Origin of the sequence: Endozoicomonas sp. 4G, assembly GCF_023822025.1 — a bacterium.
In the GTDB taxonomy this organism is placed as follows: domain Bacteria; phylum Pseudomonadota; class Gammaproteobacteria; order Pseudomonadales; family Endozoicomonadaceae; genus Endozoicomonas_A.
Window position 1 is genome coordinate 5961550 of the sequence record NZ_CP082909.1, and the last position, 20931, is coordinate 5982480.

Below are 20931 nucleotides of genomic sequence, written 5' to 3' on the forward strand. Positions count from 1 at the left end.
ATGTACTTGGACGTATATAACAAAAAAAATAATACCTGTAGAAAACAGCTTTTCACTCAATTCCATTTCTCATTAAATGCAGCCGGGCTGGCTTTATGCAGCCTCTGGCTGCAATCCCCCGTCGCTCTGGCCACACAGCCACCCATGCCAGACCCTTCGGGAACCCTCAGCAGAGAGATTGAAAAGCAGAAAGAGCACCTGTTAGAACCTGAACTGAAGAAAGAGATACCCGCTGTGAAGAAGGAGCAGGAGCCGGAAGTGGCCGAGGAAGCCGGTGGTCCAGTGCTTCTTCTACAGGGCATTCGCTTCACGGAATCCAGACACCTGTCCCGTGAGGAATTGCAGTCGCTGGCAGCGCCCTGGTTGGGTAAAGAAGTCAATTACCAGGATCTGCAAACCCTTCTTGGAGCCGTTAAACAACTCTACCGGAGCAAGGGAATTTACACAGCCACCGCCGTATTTCCAGAGCAGAAGATAGAGAATGGACTGGTCAGCATCAGGCTGGTGGAAGGTCGCTTTGGTGAACTGGTTCTTGCTGGCGAAGTGGCAGAAGGTGACAGGGAGTATGTTCAGAAGTGGATCAATACCGACTGGCAGAAAGACTCCATCGACGTTGAAGCCCTGGAGCGGGATATCCTGTTCTATAACCGGGTTCACGGCCAGAGGTTGCAGTCCGAGCTGAAGGCCGGGCAGGCGTTTGGGCTGACGGATGTGGTTGTGCAGATTCCTCAATCGGAAGAAGGCGCATCGCTTTATTTTGATAACCACGGCACTGAAAGCGCCGGAGAAGAGCAGTTAAGCCTGCTCTACCAGAAAACGTCGGTGCTCAGCCACGGCGACAAATTGCTGGGCTACGGTCTGGCATCTAATGGGCTAAAGTCGTTCAGTGCCAGTTATAACCGGGTGGTGGGCGAAGACGGCTGGCGGCTGGGAGGCAGTTTTCAGTACACCGACAGCGAGCTGGAACTGACGACACTGGATGTCGACGTGATCGGTGACACAACACGTTACACCCTGGATGCCAGTCACCTGCTCTGGTCAGATATTAATGGCTGGCAGAACCTGCTTTTTTCTGCCAGCAGTACCCGCTCGGAAAACGCTGTGGCCGATGAACCTTTGTCGGATTATCGCAACGATCAATTGCAGTTCGGGCAGGAATTGAATCTGCTGGGGGATAACTGGCAGGTCAATGGCCGAGTGACGTTCAGCAAAGTTCGCAGTAAGTCGATTCTCAATGATGATGAGAGCTACCTGAGTCTGTTGAGCCCACGACTGACAATGGTTTATAACTTTGAATCGCCACTTTATGTGCTGTCCACATGGGAAGCCCAATGGGCCAGTAAAGCCGGCCTGCCTTCGAGTCTTGGCTTTGCTCTTGGCGGGCTGTACAGCATTCGGGGGTATAACAACAGTGTTGTTACCGGCGACAAAGGCTGGCGCCAGCAGACCGAGCTGCACTACTCTGGCTTGTTCTACCGACAAAGCAGCATCGAACCCTTTGTTTTTCTTGATCATGGCGAGACGAGGATGCCGGGTTTCCATGCAAAGCTCACTTCTGCCGGACTGGGGACAAAAGTCTCTGCCAGATGGGGTGCTCTGGAAGTCGCCGCTGCTCAGACACTTGAGCCGGTGGGTGTCTCAGGGAATGATTTTCGGGTTTATGTTCGGCTTAGCCTGACCGGTTGGGAGTGATCTGTAACAGTTGATCTTCAGCGATTATTTGTACTCCTTATCGACCACTGACCCAACGGTAATATACGCCTGCTGAGGGTGATTGAGCCTGGTGGGGTACATCAGCCTGAGTTTTTGCTCTTTAATCAATGGTTGCAGGTGTTTTTTGCGCAGAGACTCGCCACTTCGATTCAGCAGTTTTTCCAGTTCTTCAAGTTGTAATGTTTGCAGGGCACACAAGTTAAGGATGGCCTGGCGCACCTCTTCGCTGGGGGATCGCTTTTTTGAAGAGACAGGTTCTGCCAGAATCGAAAGCTCGTTCTCTAAAGGTCCGGAGCTTGGCGTTAAAGGTCCGGACCTTTCGGGTTGAGGTCCGGACCTTTCGGGGTGAGGTCCGGACCCTTCGCCTTCAGGCAGGGATCTTTCCAGCTCCACTCCTTCGGAAATCCGTTCTAACATCGTATCTTCCGCCATAGCCTGTGCAGTTAAATGGATGTATATGCGGTTTAGTCTGATTGGTATTTAAATTTATGATCGGCCAGCCTGAATTTTCTCAAGAAAGGCATCCAAGCCGTTAAGCAGCTGTTGAAAACTCACAGAGCGGTTGTCTGACAAGTTAAGGTGTGGAGCAATAGCCTTGGCTCCAGCTACTTTTTGATAACCTTTTACCAGCTTCTTTAATTCCTGCTGGGCATTAGCAAGGGCGTCAGGGTTACGGAACTTTTTACTGCCCTGTTTACTGGCTAATTTTGGCTGGTTAAATGCCTGACCCACTGCGGCAAGATCGCCCAGAAACCAGCTCTCCAGTTCATGAATAGCAATACGCACCAGTGTGTCGGGGCGATGACTCTCTTCACACAGTTTCTGTAGCCGCGTCTTCAGGCGCACACAATCTTCCTGATCTTTATCCCGCACTACGACAAACCAGGTATCTGGCACAGTCCAGCTCTTGAGCTTAACAGGGATCGACTTTTCCAGATCCTGCTTACCTTCATGGGGAATGCATCGAAACGAGACATCCGGTGGCAACACCCGAGGCAGCAGGTTCTCAAACAACACCTTGGCCGACGACTCTTCCAGTAAAAACACCAGTTGCACCATCAGGGGTTGACTCCCTCAAAGAGTCCCTGTTTCCACAGTGCACCCGGTAAATCTCCACCGTTGACCAGACTTTTTATCAGCTCATTATCTGCTGCCCGCTCAATGGTGGTGACACCGTCCTTTTTTTTCAGCCAGAAAATCTCACCCAGTTCGATATTGTTCAGCATATCCGGTGAATGGGTAGAGACCATCACCTGCCCCCCTCGATTGGAGTAACTGCGGAATTCTTCAGCCAACTCCAGCATCAGGCTGGGGTAAAGTTGATTTTCCGGTTCTTCAACACACAGCAGAGGATGGGGAGATGGATCGTGCAAAAGCAAAAGGTAAGCAAACATTTTTATAGTGCCGTCGGAAACGTATCGAGCCACAAATGGGTCTTTAAAGCTGCCATCCTGAAACTTCAGAAGAATTCGACCGTCATCGGTTTCTACTGCTTTTACGCTTTTAATACCCGGCACCCGCTGTTTCATTTTATCCAGCACCAGCGCAAACACTTCGGGATGCTGCTCATAAAGAAACTGGGCAACCAGCGCCATATTGCCCCCTTGTGAGGACAAGTGTTCTCCATACCCGGCATCTCTTACACTTCGAGCATCGCTGATATGAAAGTCAGATAAGTGCCAGTTTTCAATCAATTGGCGAAAAGCACTGGCAGCCTTAAACCGCTGGAACTGTCCCAGTCCTTTAACGGCGAGAATATCCGGACTGTCCAGTGTTTGCTCTTCACGTTCCAGCTCAGAGCCTGCTTTATTAAAATCTTCTTCATTTAAAATGGCGTATCCGGCACCATTACGAAAATCCAGAAAATGGAACGGGGAGCCATGGCTGCCTCGTTTGTAACTTAATGACTCGCGGCTGATCACAGGGCGATTTTGCTGCAACCGTATTTCCAGCCGATAGGTGACCAACCGTTCAACGCTACTGATCGGCAGACGAAACTGTAAACCGATTTCAATCGGCTTGTCTTCACTGCCCCGTGTGACGACCTCCCGAAAACCACCACGTTTTTGCAGGGCGGTTCGCACATTGCCCGCCAGCGCATCTTTGAGAAAACTGAATACGTCAAACAGAGTACTTTTGCCACTGCCATTGGCTCCTACAAAGACGCACAGGCCGGGCATCTGCTTTAGCTGCACATTCTGAAAGACCCGGTAATTATTAATGGTCAGGGACTCAAGCTTCATTAAGGTGCTCCTGTAACTGGTGTTTCTAGCCTATCACTTTTCGGCAGTTTTGCGTTGAGAGAGGGTGAGTGTACCGTACATCAGCAAAGCCTCGCAGTCAGGTGATCAACCCTTTTTGGCGGGCAATAGTCTCATTCATAACGGCAACACAACTCGGGCTCAGTTTCCAAGTCTTGATTAAGGGCTCAAGTTTGGCTTTCAGGGCATCTCGTAGCGGTGGTAGCCAATCAGTTTGATGGCCTTTTATTACTAAAACGAATATTAAATCAGCATTTGACGCAGAAATATGACTCATACCCGTTGGGATTTCATCTTGCATCCGTGGATTTCGACCAAGCACACCTGCCAGAAATAAATTCATTGAGTTAATGAATTTTTCGCAAATGTCTCCAATAAACTGATCAAACTTTGGCTTGGGAAGAGGCCGGGGAGAACTGGATTTTGCCTCTACAATCCATAATCGGTTAGGGCTTTTAACGGTCGGGCGGGATAGGATAAATTCTGCAATGGTTACCCCCTTTCGAATATCCTTATAGCTGTCACAGATTTCAATCCGTAGAACATCATTCTTACCAAAAGGCCCGAACTGCATATCAAACTCGTCAATGGTTATAGTCATCAGTCCAAAGCCAACCCTATCTCTTGCTCATACAAATGAATTGACTCGTTAATGATACCGTTATCAGGCATGCCTTCTTTCAAGTCATCAAAATGCCAGTGATTGTCTTTATGATGGAGAACCGGCAATTCCCAGCCTGTATCCAGAGCGATAAGGAACAGTTTCTTGATTACAAAATAAGAGTGGCTGGCAATGAAGAACTGGATGCCGTTATCTGCAAGAATACGGATAATATCCATCAACTGGGAGATGGCTGTTGGATGCAGTGCTGATTCCGGCTCATCTATGAAAATAACAGATTGAGGCGAAAGCGTCCGGTTACTCAGAAGCGTATCGAGAATACCAATTTTTTTCACGCCTTCAGCGGTCATGTGAATCGAGAACTTGCTGTTTCCTTTTTTGTAAATCCAGTTTTCGGCCTTTTCGTCGTATTCAATCCGCCCTTCGAACATATCTTCCAGATGTTCCTGAGAATGTTTGAATGCCGTGAAGCTTCTTTCTTTTTGACCCTGCTTTTGCAGAGCAACAACCAGATCAAGGTAGGTATCGTCGTAGCCAAACTCTCTGTCCTGCATTCTGGATTTCAGAATGACTTTGCCAAGGGACAGTACCTCTTTGGGTGGGAGAAAAATGGAGTTGGCATCACGAGCTGGCAGGTTGTTATGCAGGGGTGTAACTTTTTTGATGGTGTCCTGACCCAGTTCAAACGCCACACTGCAATTATTATCCATGGTGACAGAGGCTTTGAGACGTCTGTTCTTGCCCTTGCTGACCAGATCACCCAGCCGGGCTTGATAAGTCCAGTAAAGTTTATCGCTCAAGACTTCAGCAAAATCCCGGCGCTCATCGCCTCTGCCAAACTCCTCCTGCGTCCTGATAATGCTGTATAGCGCCTTGAGCAAAAAGGTTTTGCCAGTGCTGTTAGCGCCGATAATCAGATTTATTTTACCGAGGTTTTGGGCTGACAGCTGCTCCAGTGGGCCAAAATGTTGAAAGTCAAACTGTTGAATCATTAAACCGTCTCTTTGGTTGTTGCGTCCAGCATATCACTCTTTTATGGGCGAGGAGCTGAGTTTTGAAATCAGAATATGACCTCTTTACGTCGGAGAGGCTGTCAAAGGTTCAAACAATACCTGCAAGTCTTCAGCGGTGAGCGTTTGTTTCTTCTTGCGTTGAGCGTCACCATAAAGCGAGTCTGCGATGGCCTGTTTCTTTTCCTTCAGTGCCTGGATTTTTTCTTCGACAGTTCCTTCCGTTACCAGCTTGTAGACAAAGACCGGTTTATCCTGACCAATTCGGTGGGCACGATCACTGGCCTGTTCTTCCACTGCAGGGTTCCACCAGAGGTCGTAGTGAATAACCGTATCGGCGGCTGTGAGATTGAGACCGGTGCCTCCGGCTTTCAGGCTGATCAGGAATACCGGCACCCTCCCTTCCTGAAAGTTCTGCACCGGCTTTTTGCGGTTACGGGTCTCTCCTGTCAGTTTGACCCATTGAATACCTGCGGTATTCAGGCGTGCCTCAATAAGCGACAGCATACTGGTGAATTGCGAGAAAATCAGAATTTTCCGGCCTTCCTCCACCATGGGTTCTACCAGGGTCATGAGCAGGTCAAGTTTTGCCGAGTTTTTAATGCTTTCTGCCTGTTCCAGTTTTACCAGCGATGGGTCACAGCAAGCCTGACGCATCTTTAACAACGCATCCAGTATCACAATCTGTGAGCGGGCCAGTCCTTTCTTTTCGATTTCGGCCTTTACCCTGGCTTCCATACTGGCCCGGATGGTTTCATAAAGATCCCTCTGGGGGCCGGACAGCTCGGTGGTCCGAAGTATTTCGGTTTTTGGCGGCAGCTCTTTAGCCACCAGTGCCTTGTTCCTGCGCAGCATGAAAGGGGCAATACGCTTTTGCAGTCGTTTGGATTGTTCTTGTCGGTTGTGTTTTTCGATGGGTGTACGGTAGAAGCGGGTAAATTGATCCCGAGCGCCGAGAAAGCCGGGCATCAAAAAGTCGAACAGAGACCAGAGCTCGCCTAAATGATTCTCCATAGGGGTTCCGGTCAGGCACACTTTGTGACTGGCTTGCAGGCATCGTACGGCTTTGGCACTTTTGGAGTTGGGGTTTTTAACCGCTTGTGCTTCGTCCAGTGCCAGCAGGTGGAAGGAAGCGTCTGACAAACTTTGATAATCTCTCTGTACGACCCCATAGCTGGTGAGAACCAGGTCGGCGTGTTGGATAGCATCGCTTTCTCTGCGGGCTCCGTGGTAAATCTGGACTTTCAGGTCTGGTGTAAACCTTTGCGCTTCCCGTGCCCAGTTATGAAGCAAGCTGGTAGGGCAGACCACCAGGCTGGGTTTTTGGTTTTTTGAACGGGTCAGTCGTTGTTTTTCCAACTGCAAATGAGCCAGTGTTTGCAAGGTTTTACCCAGGCCCATGTCGTCTGCCAGAATGCCATTAAGGCCGTATTCTCTCAGAAACTGAAGCCAGGAGAGTCCCTGCTGCTGGTAGGGTCTCAGTTCTGCGTTCAGCTGTTTAGCCGCTTTGACTTTTTTCAGTTTTTTGAATTGCTTCAGCTTTTTACTCAGTTGCAGCAGTTTTTCGCCACCTGACCAGGGCAGGTCAAGGCCATTATGAAGTTCTTCCCAAATCTCGGCATGGTGGGTTTGAAGGCGATAGTCGTTTAATGGGCGATCACCGAAGAGCTCCAACATGATTCCCAGAATCAGGCTCAGGCGTTCAGCAGGCATGTTGATGAACTGCCCTCCCGGTATCTGAACAGGCACCGGTGCATTTTTCTCCATGGACTGCAATTGTTCCCGGTCGGGCAGTGCATCCAGTTGCCTGGCCAGCAGTGGCAGCAGGTCTATTGATTTACCATCAATGCTAAAGCCCATTTGCAGGTTGAACCAGTCGGTTTCTGATTCTTCAAGGTCTGCATACCAGTCATCTTCAGAAAGGGCAGCGAGCTGAAAGGGAAAACTTTCGTCTATTTCAATCTGCCAACCGTTGGCTTCCAGTTCTGGCAGTGTCTGATTCATGAACGCCAGCCAGAGCTTTTGGCTTTGCAGGCCAGGAGGGCCCATCACCAGATCATGATCCATAAGCTGCTCAGTGATGACCTTCTTTCGATAAGAGGGTTGTAACTCATGGGGAAGCTGTTTTTCGAAGGTCTCTTCAGTTTTGCGCTGGCGGGGAATAACGGTGTGCTCATCATGTTGCGAGGGAAGCGTATCCAGCACACTGGCGTAAGCAACCTCATTACCCTCATAGGAAAACGACAGTTGTCCACGGGCCAATAGTGTTTCAGTCAGGCTGCGGGTTTTTCGTGGAGTGCCAGACTCCCCGGTCCATGGAATACCGTCCAGCTTGAGAACCGGCTTTGGTTTGACAATCAGTGCAGAGATTTTTTTAGGGAGTGTAATACCCTGGTTTTCAGGATCGGTAAACAGGTTTGAAAGAATCTTTGCGGCTTTTTCCACGTTCTGGTTATCCAGCGGTGGGGCATCCAGCAGGATTTGCAGAAAAGCTCCGTCAGGAACATGGGTTAGCTCGCCACACTCGGCTTTGTGTTCAAACAGTTTCAGATAGCAAGGTGGCTGGGTAGTCAGAAGATTAAGGCGATGATCCTGCTCATCTAACAGGATCGGTTGTTGCAATCCCCGTTCATTGGCTTCCCATTGAACCCTGCCTCGCAGTGGGCCTGCCAGTTCTACGGGGATACGTTTTTCAAGGTCAACCAGACAGCGACCGGTTTTGATGATGCTGTTCAGCAGCTCAAAACCCGTTTCACCTTCCAGACTAAATTTACTGTCATAGTAATTAATAGAACCGTTAACCCAAGCGGTCTTGATTATTTTTTTGTCACTTTCGCTGATGCCCAGAGGCCAGTTGTTATACTGAATGCACTGGTGAGCACCATTGTAAATACTGGGTTTACCAAATCCGCCTCTTTTCAGGTAGCGTGAAAGGTAAAGTCTGACTGAGAAAGAGTGACTTTCCTGATATTGATCAAGCTCTAAAAAATAAACCAGACAGTTTGTGGCGGATCGGTTTGTTGAGGGTTGCTCGGCGTGTGATGGCTCTGGTTCCGGTTTGCTGGGGGTCTTGAGTTGTTTGAGCCATTGGTTTCTGTTGATTTCCAGTCGGGACTCTTCAGCAGAAGAAAGGTGAAGTCCTCCCTCATTGAGAATATCCGGAAGGTTCTGCTCTAATTGAGCTTTCAACTCTTCCAGAATCTGAAGGTCTTCTTCAGAGGTGAACGATTGAGCCAGCTCCGTAATCATTTCCCTCAGCGCTAACTCACTTCTATACCTATTCCCTATCTCAAGTAATTGGTTGATCCGGTCCGCACCAAAAGATTGTTCTGCCTTGAGCAGAAGAGCGCAGACATGTTTGCAATTTAACACCATGGGGCAGGAGCATTCACATGATATAGGATCTTCATCTGGGTCATCAGGATGGGGGTTCAGTCCAATATCGACCTGATAGACTCGACCCTCCGACCCTCTGACCTGGCCACTGAGAAGGCCAAAGTCGTCATCCAGCTCAAGTGAAATAACTTTATTTAGACGGAAGTAATCGAGCCCTTCTTGAGCTGTTTGTTTTGTGAAGAGGTCAATGAAGTCGAGATTGAGTGAGTGCATAGGGTCTGAACAGCAGGAGATACAAATAAATGATGATAGCAGTCTTTGGGGGGAACGGATAAGTTTGGGTTCTGTTTTGTGTGGTGTCTTATCCCTGAACCTGCCAATACCCACCTTTATCCGCTCCAATACGTTTTAATTGCCCGGCATCCTGCAATTTTTTGATGTTCCGCTCGATGGTACGGGTAGAAGTCCCCGTTGCCTGAGCCATCTCTGCAATGGTCATCTTGGGATTTTCTGCCAGCATACGGAGTATTTTCTCCGACATTTTCTCCGACATTTTCTCCGACATTTTCTCCGACATTTTCTCCGACATTTCAGGTGTCGGAGCAGGCTCCCGAACCTGGTTTTTCAGAGGACGATAGAGCTCCCAGTCAATAAAATCGCCGGTTTCAGACAGTTTGGGTGCGGGTAGTTGCTCATCCTGACAGGCATTCTGTATCCGCTGAATGCCACTGCCCCACTGTTCGATATAATTCAAAGTTTTAAAAACACGGGCTATCACACGGTTGCGCACTTCAGAACGGCCTTTCTGAATATCATCCGCGGTCAGGCCATTGGGCAGGCCGCCGGGTGATACAATGTTCAAGGCATCATCATAAATGCCCAGTTTTATATCTCGACCGAAATTGCTGTAATCACGGTGAACCAAAGCATTTACCAGTACTTCCCGAATGGCGGCGAAAGGGATTTCGTAACTGTCCTTTCTTTGCAACTGGTCAATGTCCGCTTTCAGGTGCAGGTGGTTTTTAATAAACAGCTCCGCTTGTTCAAGCTGAGAAAACAGATCTCCCCGATACTCTTTCTTGTCCAGAAAAACGGACATAGTATTCCCTTTGAAGCGGCTGCATTTGATTTCACAGTGTTCGTAGTAACCCAGAAGTATAAGCAGTCCATGGGTTGGGTAAAGAGAGCCTTGTTCAGAACACACCAGTTTCAGGTTCTCAAGCTGTTGCTGGTTCAATGTTTTGCCCAGAGCCTGAAAACGCTGCTTCAGGGGCGAAAGATCCAGATCGTCCAGTGAAACTTCGAAATTGGCCTGCTCATCAAATGAACGGTGAAACCGTTGTCTCTCCAGTTCAGCCAATTGTTCAGCACTGGCGATGCGGTTAGTGGCTCCAACACGTACATAGCAACCTTTTTCTTTGCCTTTCTTTTTCAGGTAATAAGGGAGCAGAGAGCCTCTTAAAACGCCAATAACCAGCAACTCTGTACCTTGTATATTTTTCACATAGGTTTCTGGAAGCAGTGCCGGAGCGATGGAGTCATAAAGTGTTGAGCTGATTTGGTCCATCAGTTCGAACACATCGCTATCGCCCAGGCCTTTTAGCTGGCGTTTGTCGTCGACGCCAATAACCAGCTTGCCGCCACCAGAGTTGGCAAAGGCAATCATGGTTTTTGCCAGTTGATCGTAGCTTGGCAGCTGACTTTTGAATTCGAGGGTTTTACTTTCACCCTGTTGGATTTCATCCAATAAAGGGTGTTCAGATCTCATAACCTATTTTCCCTTAACCGCTTTACGTTTTAGAAGATGATAATTGTATCCAATGAGGTGTCACATAAAAAGCCGGACTGTTTTAACCAAACAGCCCGGCAGAGATCGTACATGAAAGTCAGCCTTTCAGCCTTTTATTAATGCACGCTCGGAACCGCACTGAGCAGCTTACGAGTGTACTCATGCTGAGGTCGGTTCAATACTTCTTCGGTATGACCCTGTTCAACAATCTTACCTCCCTGCATCACCGCAACCCGGTGGGCCAGGTGAGGAATGATTGAGAGGTCGTGAGTAATAAACAGATAAGAGACTTTCAGCTCCCTTTGCAATTCCAGCAACAGATCCATGACTTCTGCCCGTATCGAGACATCCAGTGCGCTGGTGGGTTCATCACAAATGATCAGGTCAGGCTCCACCGCCAGTGCCCGGGCGATGGCGATACGCTGGCGCTGCCCTCCCGAGAACTCGTGGGGATAGCGATAGCGATGCTCCGGTTCCAGCTGAACCCTCTTGAGAAGCGACTCAACCCGTTGTTCCCTTTCTGCTTTGCTCAGGCCCATCTGCAGGCTGACCATACCTTCTTCGATAATGTCACCCACGGTCATCCGTGGGTTCATGGAAGAATAAGGGCTTTGGAAAATGACCTGAATCTTTTTGCGAAGGGGCAACATTTCCTTGCGGGAGAAAGCGTTCACTTTCTGGTTGTTGTACCAGATCTCTCCACCGGTGGCTTTTTCCAGGTTAAGAATGGCTCGGCCCGTGGTGGATTTGCCGCAGCCTGACTCACCGACCAGGGCCAGCGTTTCACCTTTAGCGATGGAGAAGCTGATGCCATTAACGGCTTTGGTGTAATCATGGACTCTCTGGAGGATGCCTTTACGAATCGGGAAGTGAACTTCCAGATTTTCCACCTTCAACAAAGGCGTCGGACGTATTTGAGGACGATAGGCGTCCATGTCCGGCAGACTGTTGATCAGACGACGACTGTATTCTTCACGAGGATTCTTGAAGAAGTTATCGCAGCTGCCTTCTTCAATGATTTCACCCTGATACATCACGCCCACGCGGTCAGCGGTTTCACGAACCACGCCCATATCGTGGGTAATCAACAATACCGCCAGGTCATGGCTAATGGTCAACTGCTTCACCAGCTCAAGAATCTGCTTCTGAATGGTGACATCCAGGGCAGTGGTGGGTTCATCCGCCAGCAGAATATCCGGCTCACAGGCCAGGGCCATGGCAATCATAACGCGCTGCTGTTGGCCTCCGGACATTTGGTGGGGATACCAGTCGACCCGCTTGTCCGGGTCAGGAAGGCCCACTTCTTCAAACAGCTGGATGGTGCGTTTTCTGATGGCGTCACCTGTCAGATCGGTATGGATCTTCAGGGTTTCGGCAATCTGGTCACCGACTTTTTGAACCGGATTCAGGGAGGTCAGGGCATCCTGAAAAATCATGGCAATCTTTTTACCACGAACGGCGCCCATCTCCTGCTCAGTCAGGGCAAACAGGTTGGTATGATTCAGCTGGATGTTGCCACGAGTAATTTTCAGGGCATCGGGTAACAGGCGCATGATCGACAATGATGTCATGGACTTGCCACTGCCTGACTCGCCTACCAGGGCAAAGACTTCACCCTTGTTTAGCTGAAAACTGACGTCTTTCAGGATTTGGGTATCGGGTTCATGTCTAAGAACCACGTTAAGGTTGGATACCTGAAGGGCGGTTTCCTTGCTTTTAATCGTTTTGTTCTCAACCGCTGTGTTCTCAACAGCTTTGGCCTCAGTCTTTACGGCTTCTGCAATGCTCATCTCAGGCGGCCTCCAGCTTGGTTTTGGGGTCAAAAGCGTCGTTGACCAGGTCAGAGAACAGGTTGACGCAGAGTACAAGGGTAAACATCAGTACAAAGGCACCGCTGAGGTTCCACCAGATGGAAGGCTCTCGGGACAGTTCACTGCTGGCCAGGTTGATCATGTTGCCCCAGCTGGCCATGGCCGGATCAACGCCAACACCAATGTAGGAAAGAACCGCTTCGGCAAGCACCAGACCACTGAAGTCCAGCACAAAAGAGATCAGGATGATGTGGCTCAGGTTGGGCAGAATATGACGCCAGATGATTTGCAGATGGCTGACCCCGAAAGCGTGGGCAGCCTGAACGTATTCCAGCTGACTGATTTTCAGGGTTTCAGCCCTGAGCAGTCGGCAGAGACTGGTCCAGCTGGTGATACCCAGGATAAAGCAGAGCGCTAGGAACTTGGCATCGGCTTTTTCCAGACCGACTTCAAAGTAGGATGGGTTGTTATTGATCCAAACCTGGAACAGCAGAACCGAAGCGGCAATCAGCAGAATGCCGGGAATGGAAACCAGGGTGGTGTAGATGTATTGAACAATGTCGTCTACCCAGCCTTTGAAATAGCCCGCCATAATACCAAGGGAAATGGCGATGGGCATGGTGATCAAGGTCGCCAGTGTGCCGATCAGAACACCGGTGCGAATGCCTTTCAGACTTTCATAAAGGGTGTCGTTACCGGCCTGGTCGGTTCCCAGAACATGGTAAAGATTACCCATGGTGATGAGCCAGCCGAAGATCGCCATGATCACGGCAAGTGTTATCCAGGCAGAAGACCATGGCAGTGTAGATTGGGCTGATTTGTTGAGCCTGAGCAACCACCAGTGAATGCCAATCAGGATACCCGCAAAAACAAGCCCCAGCAGTATGCCCTTGAAAGACTGAAAAACAATGTCCATGGCTTTATCATCAGGACTTTCCAGATGCTGACCACCGTAGGTCAGTCCAGGGTAGTCCCGAATCATTTCACCGGTTTCTGTCTTAATGTTTTCCTTATTCCAGGACTTTAGCGAGAAAGGCGCTGAGTAGGTTCTTTCCATACGCTCGCCCATTTCTCCCAGCATTAAATCCAGAACACTGTTGACCTGATTGCTGTAGTAAACCTGCTCAGCATCCTGTCCTTCAGCAGGAGGGAGTTCGGTTCGAAAATGCAGGGAATCCAATAGGGCAACACTGACGTACGCCATGATGATGACGAAGGTGCTCATGCCCAGTTTGGTAGAAAATACTTCACGCCAACGGGCCCTGTTTTCAGGATTTTGGCGAAGCGTGTAGATAAAAAAGGATATCAGTCCGACCAGTATAAAGATCAGTGCATCGGTCCAGAGGACAACCGGTTTAAATGCTAAATCCATTTTAAGCCCCTCCTTAGTTCAGTCTGACCCGGGGATCAGCCCAGGTGTATGAAATATCGGTCATGATCAGCCCTGTGATGTAAAGGACTGATCCCAGGAAAACCATGGCTCGGACGATGGCAAAGTCCTGGGCTTGAATGGCGTCGAGCATGTAGCTGCCCAGTCCGGGAATGCTGAAGAATGATTCCATAATCAGGCTGCCCATAAATAAAGAAGGGATAACCACGACGACGCCGGTGAGAATAGGCAGCATGGCATTAGGCAGAATGTGACGGAAAAGAACGCCCGCTTCGCTCACCCCTTTAGCCCGTGCCGTGCGGGAGAAATCCTGGCTGGACGCCTCTATAAACAAAGTTCGGTACCAGCGGGCGCCCGATCCGATACCGGCAATAACGCCGATAATGACCGGCAGTATCAGGAAGCGCCAGCCATCAATACCGTCATTGAAGCCAGAAACAGGCACCAGCCTGGACATCTTGGCAATAAAATACTGGCCAAAAATGATGTAAAAGAGGTAGGAAATGGACATCAGGGTGACAAAGACCGATACCGCAAACCGGTCAAGACGGCTGCCCCTGAACATCAACACCATGAGTGCAACACAAATATTTACCCAGATACCGATAATAAAAGAAGGTAGCGCCAGAGCCAGGCTCGGGCCCATACGGTCAGTCACATCGGAACTGATATCACGGCCTTCATCGGAACGACCAAAATCAAACGCAAAAAGCTTGAGTGATTTGTTGAAGAAGATGGTATCAGTAAAGGCGTTAATGCCTTCAGACTCACTGTTGTAGAACAGCGGATCGTCATAGCCTTTTTCTTCAATCCAGTGATTGATGGCATCCTCGGTCACGTATTTGTCACCCAGGTGAGCCCTTGCCATGTCCTGCGGAGTGTTCACCACGAAGAACAACAGGAAGGTCAGTACATTAACTCCAATCAGGATGGGGAGTGCGTAAAAGAGTCTTCTTAAAATGTATACAAGCATAGTTTGTTAACCTGAAATCACTGGATTCAGACACTGAGTTTCAGTGTCTGTCCGATATGGCTCTTCAAAAGAGTCTTTTAAAGAGTCTTTATAATTATTCTGTTTCGATGGTCAGTTTTTGCCTGCGACGGTAGGCGCCTATTCCGGGAATAATCAGAGCCAGAAGTAAACCGATACTGCCCAGCAATGGGACGATATTGGGAGCATTCCAGGCGACCTGTTTTTCTTCCCTGACAGGCTGGTCCAGGCGGACGTACTTAAGTGTTGCCTGACTGATGCCGTGTCGTTTGGTATTTTTCACCCACTGGTTGGATAAATAGAAATCCTTCCGGTTGAAGCCCCAGATCCACGGGCTGTCTTGCTGAGCGATTGCAACCATTTGATTAATAGCAGCCAGTCGTTCAGGTCCGTTGGGGAGCGATTTGACCTGATCGTAGAGGCGGTCAAACTCAGGGTTGTCATAGTTGGTGCTGTTGCTACCGTTACACTGACATTTCACCAGCCCCTGACGACTGTCCAGAAGGAACAGGAAGTTTTCAGGATCAGGGTAGTCTGCCAGCCAGCCCCAGCGGAAAATCTGGGTATTGCCCTGGCGCATTTTCTCTTTGAAACGGGGGTAGTCGGTGGTGCGGAACTCCAGTTGAATATTCAGTTTGGCAAACTGCTTTTTATACCAGTCTGCTGTTGGGCTGGTGTCTTGTGCCGTGGTGTCCATATAAAGGATCAGGGGCTTGCCGGTTTCAGCATGACGTCCGTTAGGATAACCCGCCTCAGACAACAACTGTTTGGCATACTCGATCGACTTGCGAACAGGACTATTGGTTTTTTCATCCCAGTCGAATACGTAACCATTCATACCTGCCTGACCCGACTTGTAACCAAAGAGACCGGGTGGAATAGGGCCATGAGCCGTCTGACCAAGACCATTTTTAAAAATGTCGATATACTCCTGATCATTAAAGGCAATGCTGATGGCCTGACGTAACTTCTGTTTATCTTCTGTGTAACCACCGACCACTGGATCGAGCATATTAAAGCCGGTGTAAAAGATCGAAGGTTGCACTTCTTCATCCAGAACAATGCCTCTGCCTGCCATCGCCTTGGACAGCTCCAGTCCATCGGGCCCCACGGTGAAAGCATGATCAAAGGTCGCGGTGTTAATGTTCGAGCTGTCATCACCGGAGCGGTCGTAATAACCCTGGGTGAATTTGCTCCACTTTGCCGTGGCGCCTTTTTCATACCGGAAAATAGCTTTGTCGATGAAGGGTAGCCGTTTGCCCGCGTCGGCAAGATAGCCTTTTTCGGCATCGCTCCCGGTGCCTTCAGAAGGAAAAAAGTCATCCCGGTAATTCGGGTTTCTTTCCAGAATGATCTCCCGGTTGGGTACGTTCCGGGTCATCATAAAGGGGCCGGTACCGATTGGGTTCCAGTCCAGGGTCAGGTTTTTCTCCTCAAAACCGGGGTTGTGATAAAAACGATCCGCTTCAAAAGGGATAGGGGAAAAGAAACGCATCGCCAGCCAGTAATTGAACTGGGGATAGACACCTTTGATTCGAATGGTGTAGGTCAGGTCGTCTACTTTCTGGAGACCTTCCATATCGAAATCACGCAGATCAAGCCACTGACCTTCTTGTCGGGCCTCTTTGACTTGTTGTCCGAACTCTTTCATACCAACGATATAGTCGGACATCAGCCCAATCAGTGGTGACTTGTTGATGGGGTCACCCATACGCTTGAGCTGATAAATGTAGTCATCCGACGTCAAAAGACGGGTGTCTTGTACCGGAAAGTCTTGTAGCAGTGTATAAGGTGCACTCTCTTCTGGCGTGCTGAAAAGATAGAGTGGATTGCCTTCCTGATCCTTAGCAAAAGCCGGGTGTGGCTGGTAAAGCGTTCCGGGCTTAAGCTTTATCGTTATAAGACTGTAGGCAGGTTTTTCACCGTCCGGGATGGGCTCTAACTGCTCATTAAGAAAGGTGACTTCTGGCAGTTCCTTAGCTGTTGCAGGTTCCAGTTCATAGGGGCGTTTCAGGAAATGATATTGCAGCGGCGGTTCATAAATCTGATCCAGAAACAGGCCTTCTTCGGAACTGTAAGACCGAACCGGATCAAGATGTTTAGGGCGAGTGGCAAAATTGCCAAAATAGACATTCAGTTCGGGGTCCGCTGGTGGGTTGGGGTCATTCCAGGAGCCTGTGCAGCCCGTGAGCAAGGTGGCTGCTGTCAGCGTGGCAGCCAGATACCTGGTTGCTTTTCGGTTCATAGTAACTTCATCCCCGTTTTTTAATTATTGTTGGTTGATGTCCAGGGTGACTGGGTTGTGTCCTGAGCAGAGTCGGGTAATGTCTGTTCAGGAGTCTTGGGTTCGGATTGTACTTATTTATCAGGGGGGCGTCATCTAAAGCGGAATTTTTTTAGTGAGTTTTAGTGAGTATTGGTGACTTTATGGTGTCCAGTAATTCAGAAAACCTGCCATTCTGAGATACGGTGAGAAGTCTCTCACCGCATGATGTTTAACCTCTGGGTTGCAGTATCTCCACCTCCCCCAGCCCCAGCTCGCGAACTTCCTTCTCAATTTTTTCCAGATCACCTACAACCATCCAGATCATGGTTTCTGGATCCAGTCGTTTATCTCCGGCTTTACGAACCGATTCAGTATTAATGTCCTTGAGCAGATCGGCGTATTGCTCCAGATAATTGTCCGGAAGGTTGTAGGTTTCTACACGACTGATAGCGTTTAACAAGCGGTCATTGGTCTCAAAACGTCCCGCCTGTTCCTTGAGGCGGTTATCACGGTAGCGAGTCACCTCATCCGCAGAGGCCATCTCATTGGTGAACACGGCGTTCAGCTCATGACGGATTTCTGCCAGTGCCGGGCCAGTTTTGTCTGTCTGAACCGAAGTGCGAATCAGATAAGGTCTCTGTGCCTTGGTGTCCCGGCTGTAGGACCGGGCTCCGTAAGACCAACGTTTTTCTTCACGAAGGTTCATATTGATTCGGGAAGTGAACTCGCCGCCCAGCAGATCATTGAAGACACTGAAAGAAAGCTCTTCGACCAGCTGGTCTGAAGACAAAGCTGGCAACAGTTGAGCTACGGCAATGGTGGATTGTTGGGCATCTGGCTGATGGATCAGGTAAACCCTGGGCTTTGACGGTTGTACCATTTCAGGAAAGCTTACCTTAGGGATTGCCTTGTCTGGTGCACGCCACTGGGCAAGGTTCTGCTCCAGTACCGGCATCAGCTGATCAAGGTTAACGTCACCCACCAGAAAAAGAGTGGCATTGTCCGGGCGAATCCAGTCGTTGTAATAATTGACCACTGTCTTGCGATCAAGCGTGTTCAGAGTTTCACTATGACCTGAACCTGTGGCAGGTGTCGCATAGGGATGATCAGCGCTATAAAGCACATTAGGGAGTTCTCTCTGAAGCAGAGAGGTGGGAGTGGTTTTCTCCTGACCAATCTGTTGCAGTTTTTGCGCTTTCAGCTGCTCAATATCACTCTGCTCAAATCCGGGGGCAGTCACTATTTTGGTCAGAATATTCAGGCTGGGTGCCAGATTGACCGAAAGACTGCTCAGGCTGATAGCAGCCTGGTCACCGGAAATAGAGGTCGACAGGGTCGTGCCCAGTTTATCCAGCTCAGTCTGAATCGCTGCGCTGTCGCGTTTTTTATTGCCTTCTTTTAACATCTCCAGAGTGAAAGCAGGAACACCTGAGCCATAACCCTGATGACTGGATAACCCACCATTGAATTGCAGGCGCATGGAAACCATAGGTGTACTGGTTCTGTTAGCCAGAACGACCTTCAGACCATTGCTCAATTCGGCTCGCTGAATGTCCGGGAGGTTTAGTTTTTTGCCATAACCTACAGAGGGCAGCTGACTTCTATCGACACCTTTGTCGGCAGCTGTGTACTGGGTGTAGGGTAAAACGGTTTGCACATAGGCACCGTCGCTCAGCCACTCCTTACCCGCCGCTTGAACAGAGTCGGGTGTTGCTTCTAGTAATTGCTGAGTGGATACCTGATAAAACCCGGGGTTGCCGTGATACACCTCACCCAGGGCCAGAATATCGGACTTGCCGCCAAATCCACCTACTCTTTCTGTTTCACGAATAAAATCGGCGGTATAGCGAATACGTGCCTGGTTCAGTTCAGCCTGAGTCACTCCTTTCCGCAATACTTTGTCCAGCTCTTCCCGGATAATGGCTTCTACTTTCTCAAGGTCGGCATCGGGTTTAGCGTTAGCTCTGATATAGATTTGTCCGGCCAGCAGTCGTGAATAAACATAGGCTGAAACATCGGTGACCAGTTGCTCTTCTTTTACCAGTCGTTGATACAGTCTGGAACTTTCGCCTTCACCCAGGATCGAAGCCAGAACCTGAAGATTCATGTTTTCCCTGTTGCCATCTTCAGGAATATTCCAGCTCAGCGTCAGTCTTGGCTGGGTCACATGGTCCTGCATTACACGACGTTTTTCGCCTGTACGTTTGGCGACCCAGGCACCCGGTACGCTCAGGGGAGGTCCGGGTTGAATATCGGCAAAGTATTTGTTGACTTTCTCTTTGGCGGTTTTCTCATCAATATCACCGGCCAGCACAATGACTGCATTAGAGGGGCCGTAGAACTCTTTGAACCAACCTTTTACATCCTCAAGGCTGGCAGCATTAAGGTCTGCCATGGAACCAATGACCGACCAGGAATAGGGATGCCCGGCAGGAAAAGTGTCTTCAGCCATTTGTCCCCATGATTTGCCATAGGGCCGGTTCTCTCCCTGACGTTTTTCGTTTTGTACCACTCCTCGTTGAATGTCCAGTTTTTCCTGAGTCACAGCGCCGAGGAAGTGACCCATGCGATCCGATTCCATCCAAAGCGCCATGTCCAGAGCCTGAGTGGGAACCGTCTGGAAATAGTTGGTGCGATCATTATTGGTGGTGCCGTTCATGTCGGTGGCACCGGCGCTGAGGAAGGGGACAAAGAAATCCTGGTCAAAGTTTTCAGAGCCGTTAAACATCAGGTGCTCAAACAAATGGGCAAAGCCAGTCTTGCCAGAAGGTTCGTCTTTGGAGCCCACTTTGTACCAGACATTCACGGCAACAACAGGAGCCTTTCTGTCTTCGTGAACAATCACTGTTAGCCCGTTATCCAGTACAAACTTTTTGTAGGGGATATTGACCGTGGGAACAGATTGAGAGTGTGACGGAGAAAACGGCGATGTGCTTTTTGTCTCAGGCGGGAGTTGAGTGCATCCGGTCAGTAGTATTGAAGTGGTGATGAGTGTTGTGAGTGCTTTTTGTTTGAAATGAGGGCGTACTTGCCTTGTATTTATTTTTGTCATTCTTCTTCTCTTTCTGGTGGTTGGGAGGCTGTTGCTCTCCCGTCCCATTTTTTGTTTTCTTACTTTAGTTATTGGCGTTTGGAAGTAGTTGACGAATAAGCATTTCGAGCTGGTCGAAGCGCTTGTCGTGGTTTGAAAGATGGGCTTTGACGCTGGACATATCCTCTTTCAGGACAGAGACATCTTCCTTCAGGACAGCGACATCTTCCTTCAGGACAGCGACATCTTCCTTCAGGACAGCGACATCTTCCTTCAGGACAGCGACATCTTCCTTCAGGCCGGAGACATCTTCCTTCAGGACAGCGACATCTTCCTTCAGGACAGCGACATCTTCCTTCAGGCCGGAGACATCTTCCTTCAGGACAGCGACATCTTCCTTCAGGACGGCGACATCTTCTTCAACCCTGACTACACGCTGTTCAAGTCGATCAACCTTGCAGTTCAGTTTTTTAACTTCGCTACGCGTTTCTCCGGTTAAGTTGACAACGTCAGTGAGAGTATCTCGAATATGGTCGAGCTCGGTGCCGCTCGATCGTTTGGCCTTTAAATTCATAAGCTTTTCCTAAAGCAGAACGATGGAAAGCTACAGAATAGCAGAGGTTTACGAGATTGCACTGTAACAGTCTTCAGAAAGAAAATCACAAAATAGCAACCGTTGAGGGCTACTAAAATACGCATCCAACCAACACC

Annotated in this window: 14 protein-coding genes; 1 reads left to right on the top strand and 13 read right to left on the bottom strand. The window is 49.3% G+C overall.

Going from position 1 to position 20931, the window contains the following annotated elements:
• Positions 1–1692 (top strand): ShlB/FhaC/HecB family hemolysin secretion/activation protein, encoded by a 1692-nt coding sequence (locus tag K7B67_RS23670; protein WP_252178301.1) that lies wholly within the window; start codon positions 1–3, stop codon positions 1690–1692.
• 24 nt (positions 1693–1716) lie between these two features.
• On the opposite strand, the gene K7B67_RS23675 is transcribed toward K7B67_RS23670, so the two are convergent.
• The 13 genes from K7B67_RS23675 to K7B67_RS23735 all read right to left on the bottom strand — a co-directional run bounded on the left by K7B67_RS23675 (position 1717) and on the right by K7B67_RS23735 (position 20794).
• Positions 1717–2130 carry a hypothetical protein gene (locus tag K7B67_RS23675; protein ID WP_252178302.1) on the bottom strand — a complete coding sequence of 138 codons (414 nt, stop codon included), beginning with the start codon at positions 2128–2130 and terminating at the stop codon, positions 1717–1719.
• A 69-nt stretch (positions 2131–2199) separates the two neighbouring features.
• On the bottom strand, positions 2200–2772 hold the full coding sequence (locus tag K7B67_RS23680; protein ID WP_252178303.1) for a DUF4276 family protein: 573 nt from the start codon (positions 2770–2772) through the stop codon (positions 2200–2202).
• The gene (locus tag K7B67_RS23685; protein ID WP_252178304.1) at positions 2772–3956 is read right to left on the bottom strand and encodes an AAA family ATPase; all 1185 of its coding nucleotides are present in this window, start codon (positions 3954–3956) and stop codon (positions 2772–2774) included. Before K7B67_RS23685 ends, K7B67_RS23680 begins: the two co-directional genes overlap by 1 nt.
• A gap of 97 nt (positions 3957–4053) precedes the next feature.
• Positions 4054–4575 (bottom strand): hypothetical protein, encoded by a 522-nt coding sequence (locus K7B67_RS23690; RefSeq protein ID WP_252178305.1) that lies wholly within the window; start codon positions 4573–4575, stop codon positions 4054–4056.
• Positions 4575–5588 (bottom strand): ATP-binding protein, encoded by a 1014-nt coding sequence (locus K7B67_RS23695; protein ID WP_252178306.1) that lies wholly within the window; start codon positions 5586–5588, stop codon positions 4575–4577. Before K7B67_RS23695 ends, K7B67_RS23690 begins: the two co-directional genes overlap by 1 nt.
• Positions 5589–5672: 84 nt before the next feature.
• Entirely contained in the window at positions 5673–8855 is a 3183-nt protein-coding gene (locus tag K7B67_RS23700; RefSeq protein WP_252178307.1) for a DEAD/DEAH box helicase, read from the bottom strand.
• Positions 8856–9303: 448 nt separating this feature from the next.
• Positions 9304–10710 carry a helix-turn-helix domain-containing protein gene (locus tag K7B67_RS23705; protein WP_252178308.1) on the bottom strand — a complete coding sequence of 469 codons (1407 nt, stop codon included), beginning with the start codon at positions 10708–10710 and terminating at the stop codon, positions 9304–9306.
• A 137-nt stretch (positions 10711–10847) separates the two neighbouring features.
• Positions 10848–12521, bottom strand: coding sequence for a dipeptide ABC transporter ATP-binding protein (locus K7B67_RS23710; protein WP_252178309.1), 1674 nt, complete (start codon positions 12519–12521; stop codon positions 10848–10850).
• A 1-nt stretch (position 12522) separates the two neighbouring features.
• Positions 12523–13914, bottom strand: coding sequence for an ABC transporter permease (locus tag K7B67_RS23715; RefSeq protein WP_252178310.1), 1392 nt, complete (start codon positions 13912–13914; stop codon positions 12523–12525).
• Between the two features lie 13 nt (positions 13915–13927).
• Positions 13928–14905: an ABC transporter permease gene (locus tag K7B67_RS23720; protein WP_252178311.1), complete on the bottom strand. Its 978-nt coding sequence runs from the start codon at positions 14903–14905 to the stop codon at positions 13928–13930.
• A 94-nt stretch (positions 14906–14999) separates the two neighbouring features.
• A complete protein-coding gene (locus tag K7B67_RS23725) occupies positions 15000–17168 on the bottom strand; it encodes an ABC transporter substrate-binding protein (RefSeq protein WP_252178312.1) in 2169 nt (722 codons plus the stop codon).
• A 250-nt stretch (positions 17169–17418) separates the two neighbouring features.
• Positions 17419–20241: a pitrilysin family protein gene (locus tag K7B67_RS23730; RefSeq protein WP_252178313.1), complete on the bottom strand. Its 2823-nt coding sequence runs from the start codon at positions 20239–20241 to the stop codon at positions 17419–17421.
• A 64-nt stretch (positions 20242–20305) separates the two neighbouring features.
• On the bottom strand, positions 20306–20794 hold the full coding sequence (locus tag K7B67_RS23735; protein WP_252178314.1) for a hypothetical protein: 489 nt from the start codon (positions 20792–20794) through the stop codon (positions 20306–20308).
• Positions 20795–20931: the final 137 nt, after the last annotated feature.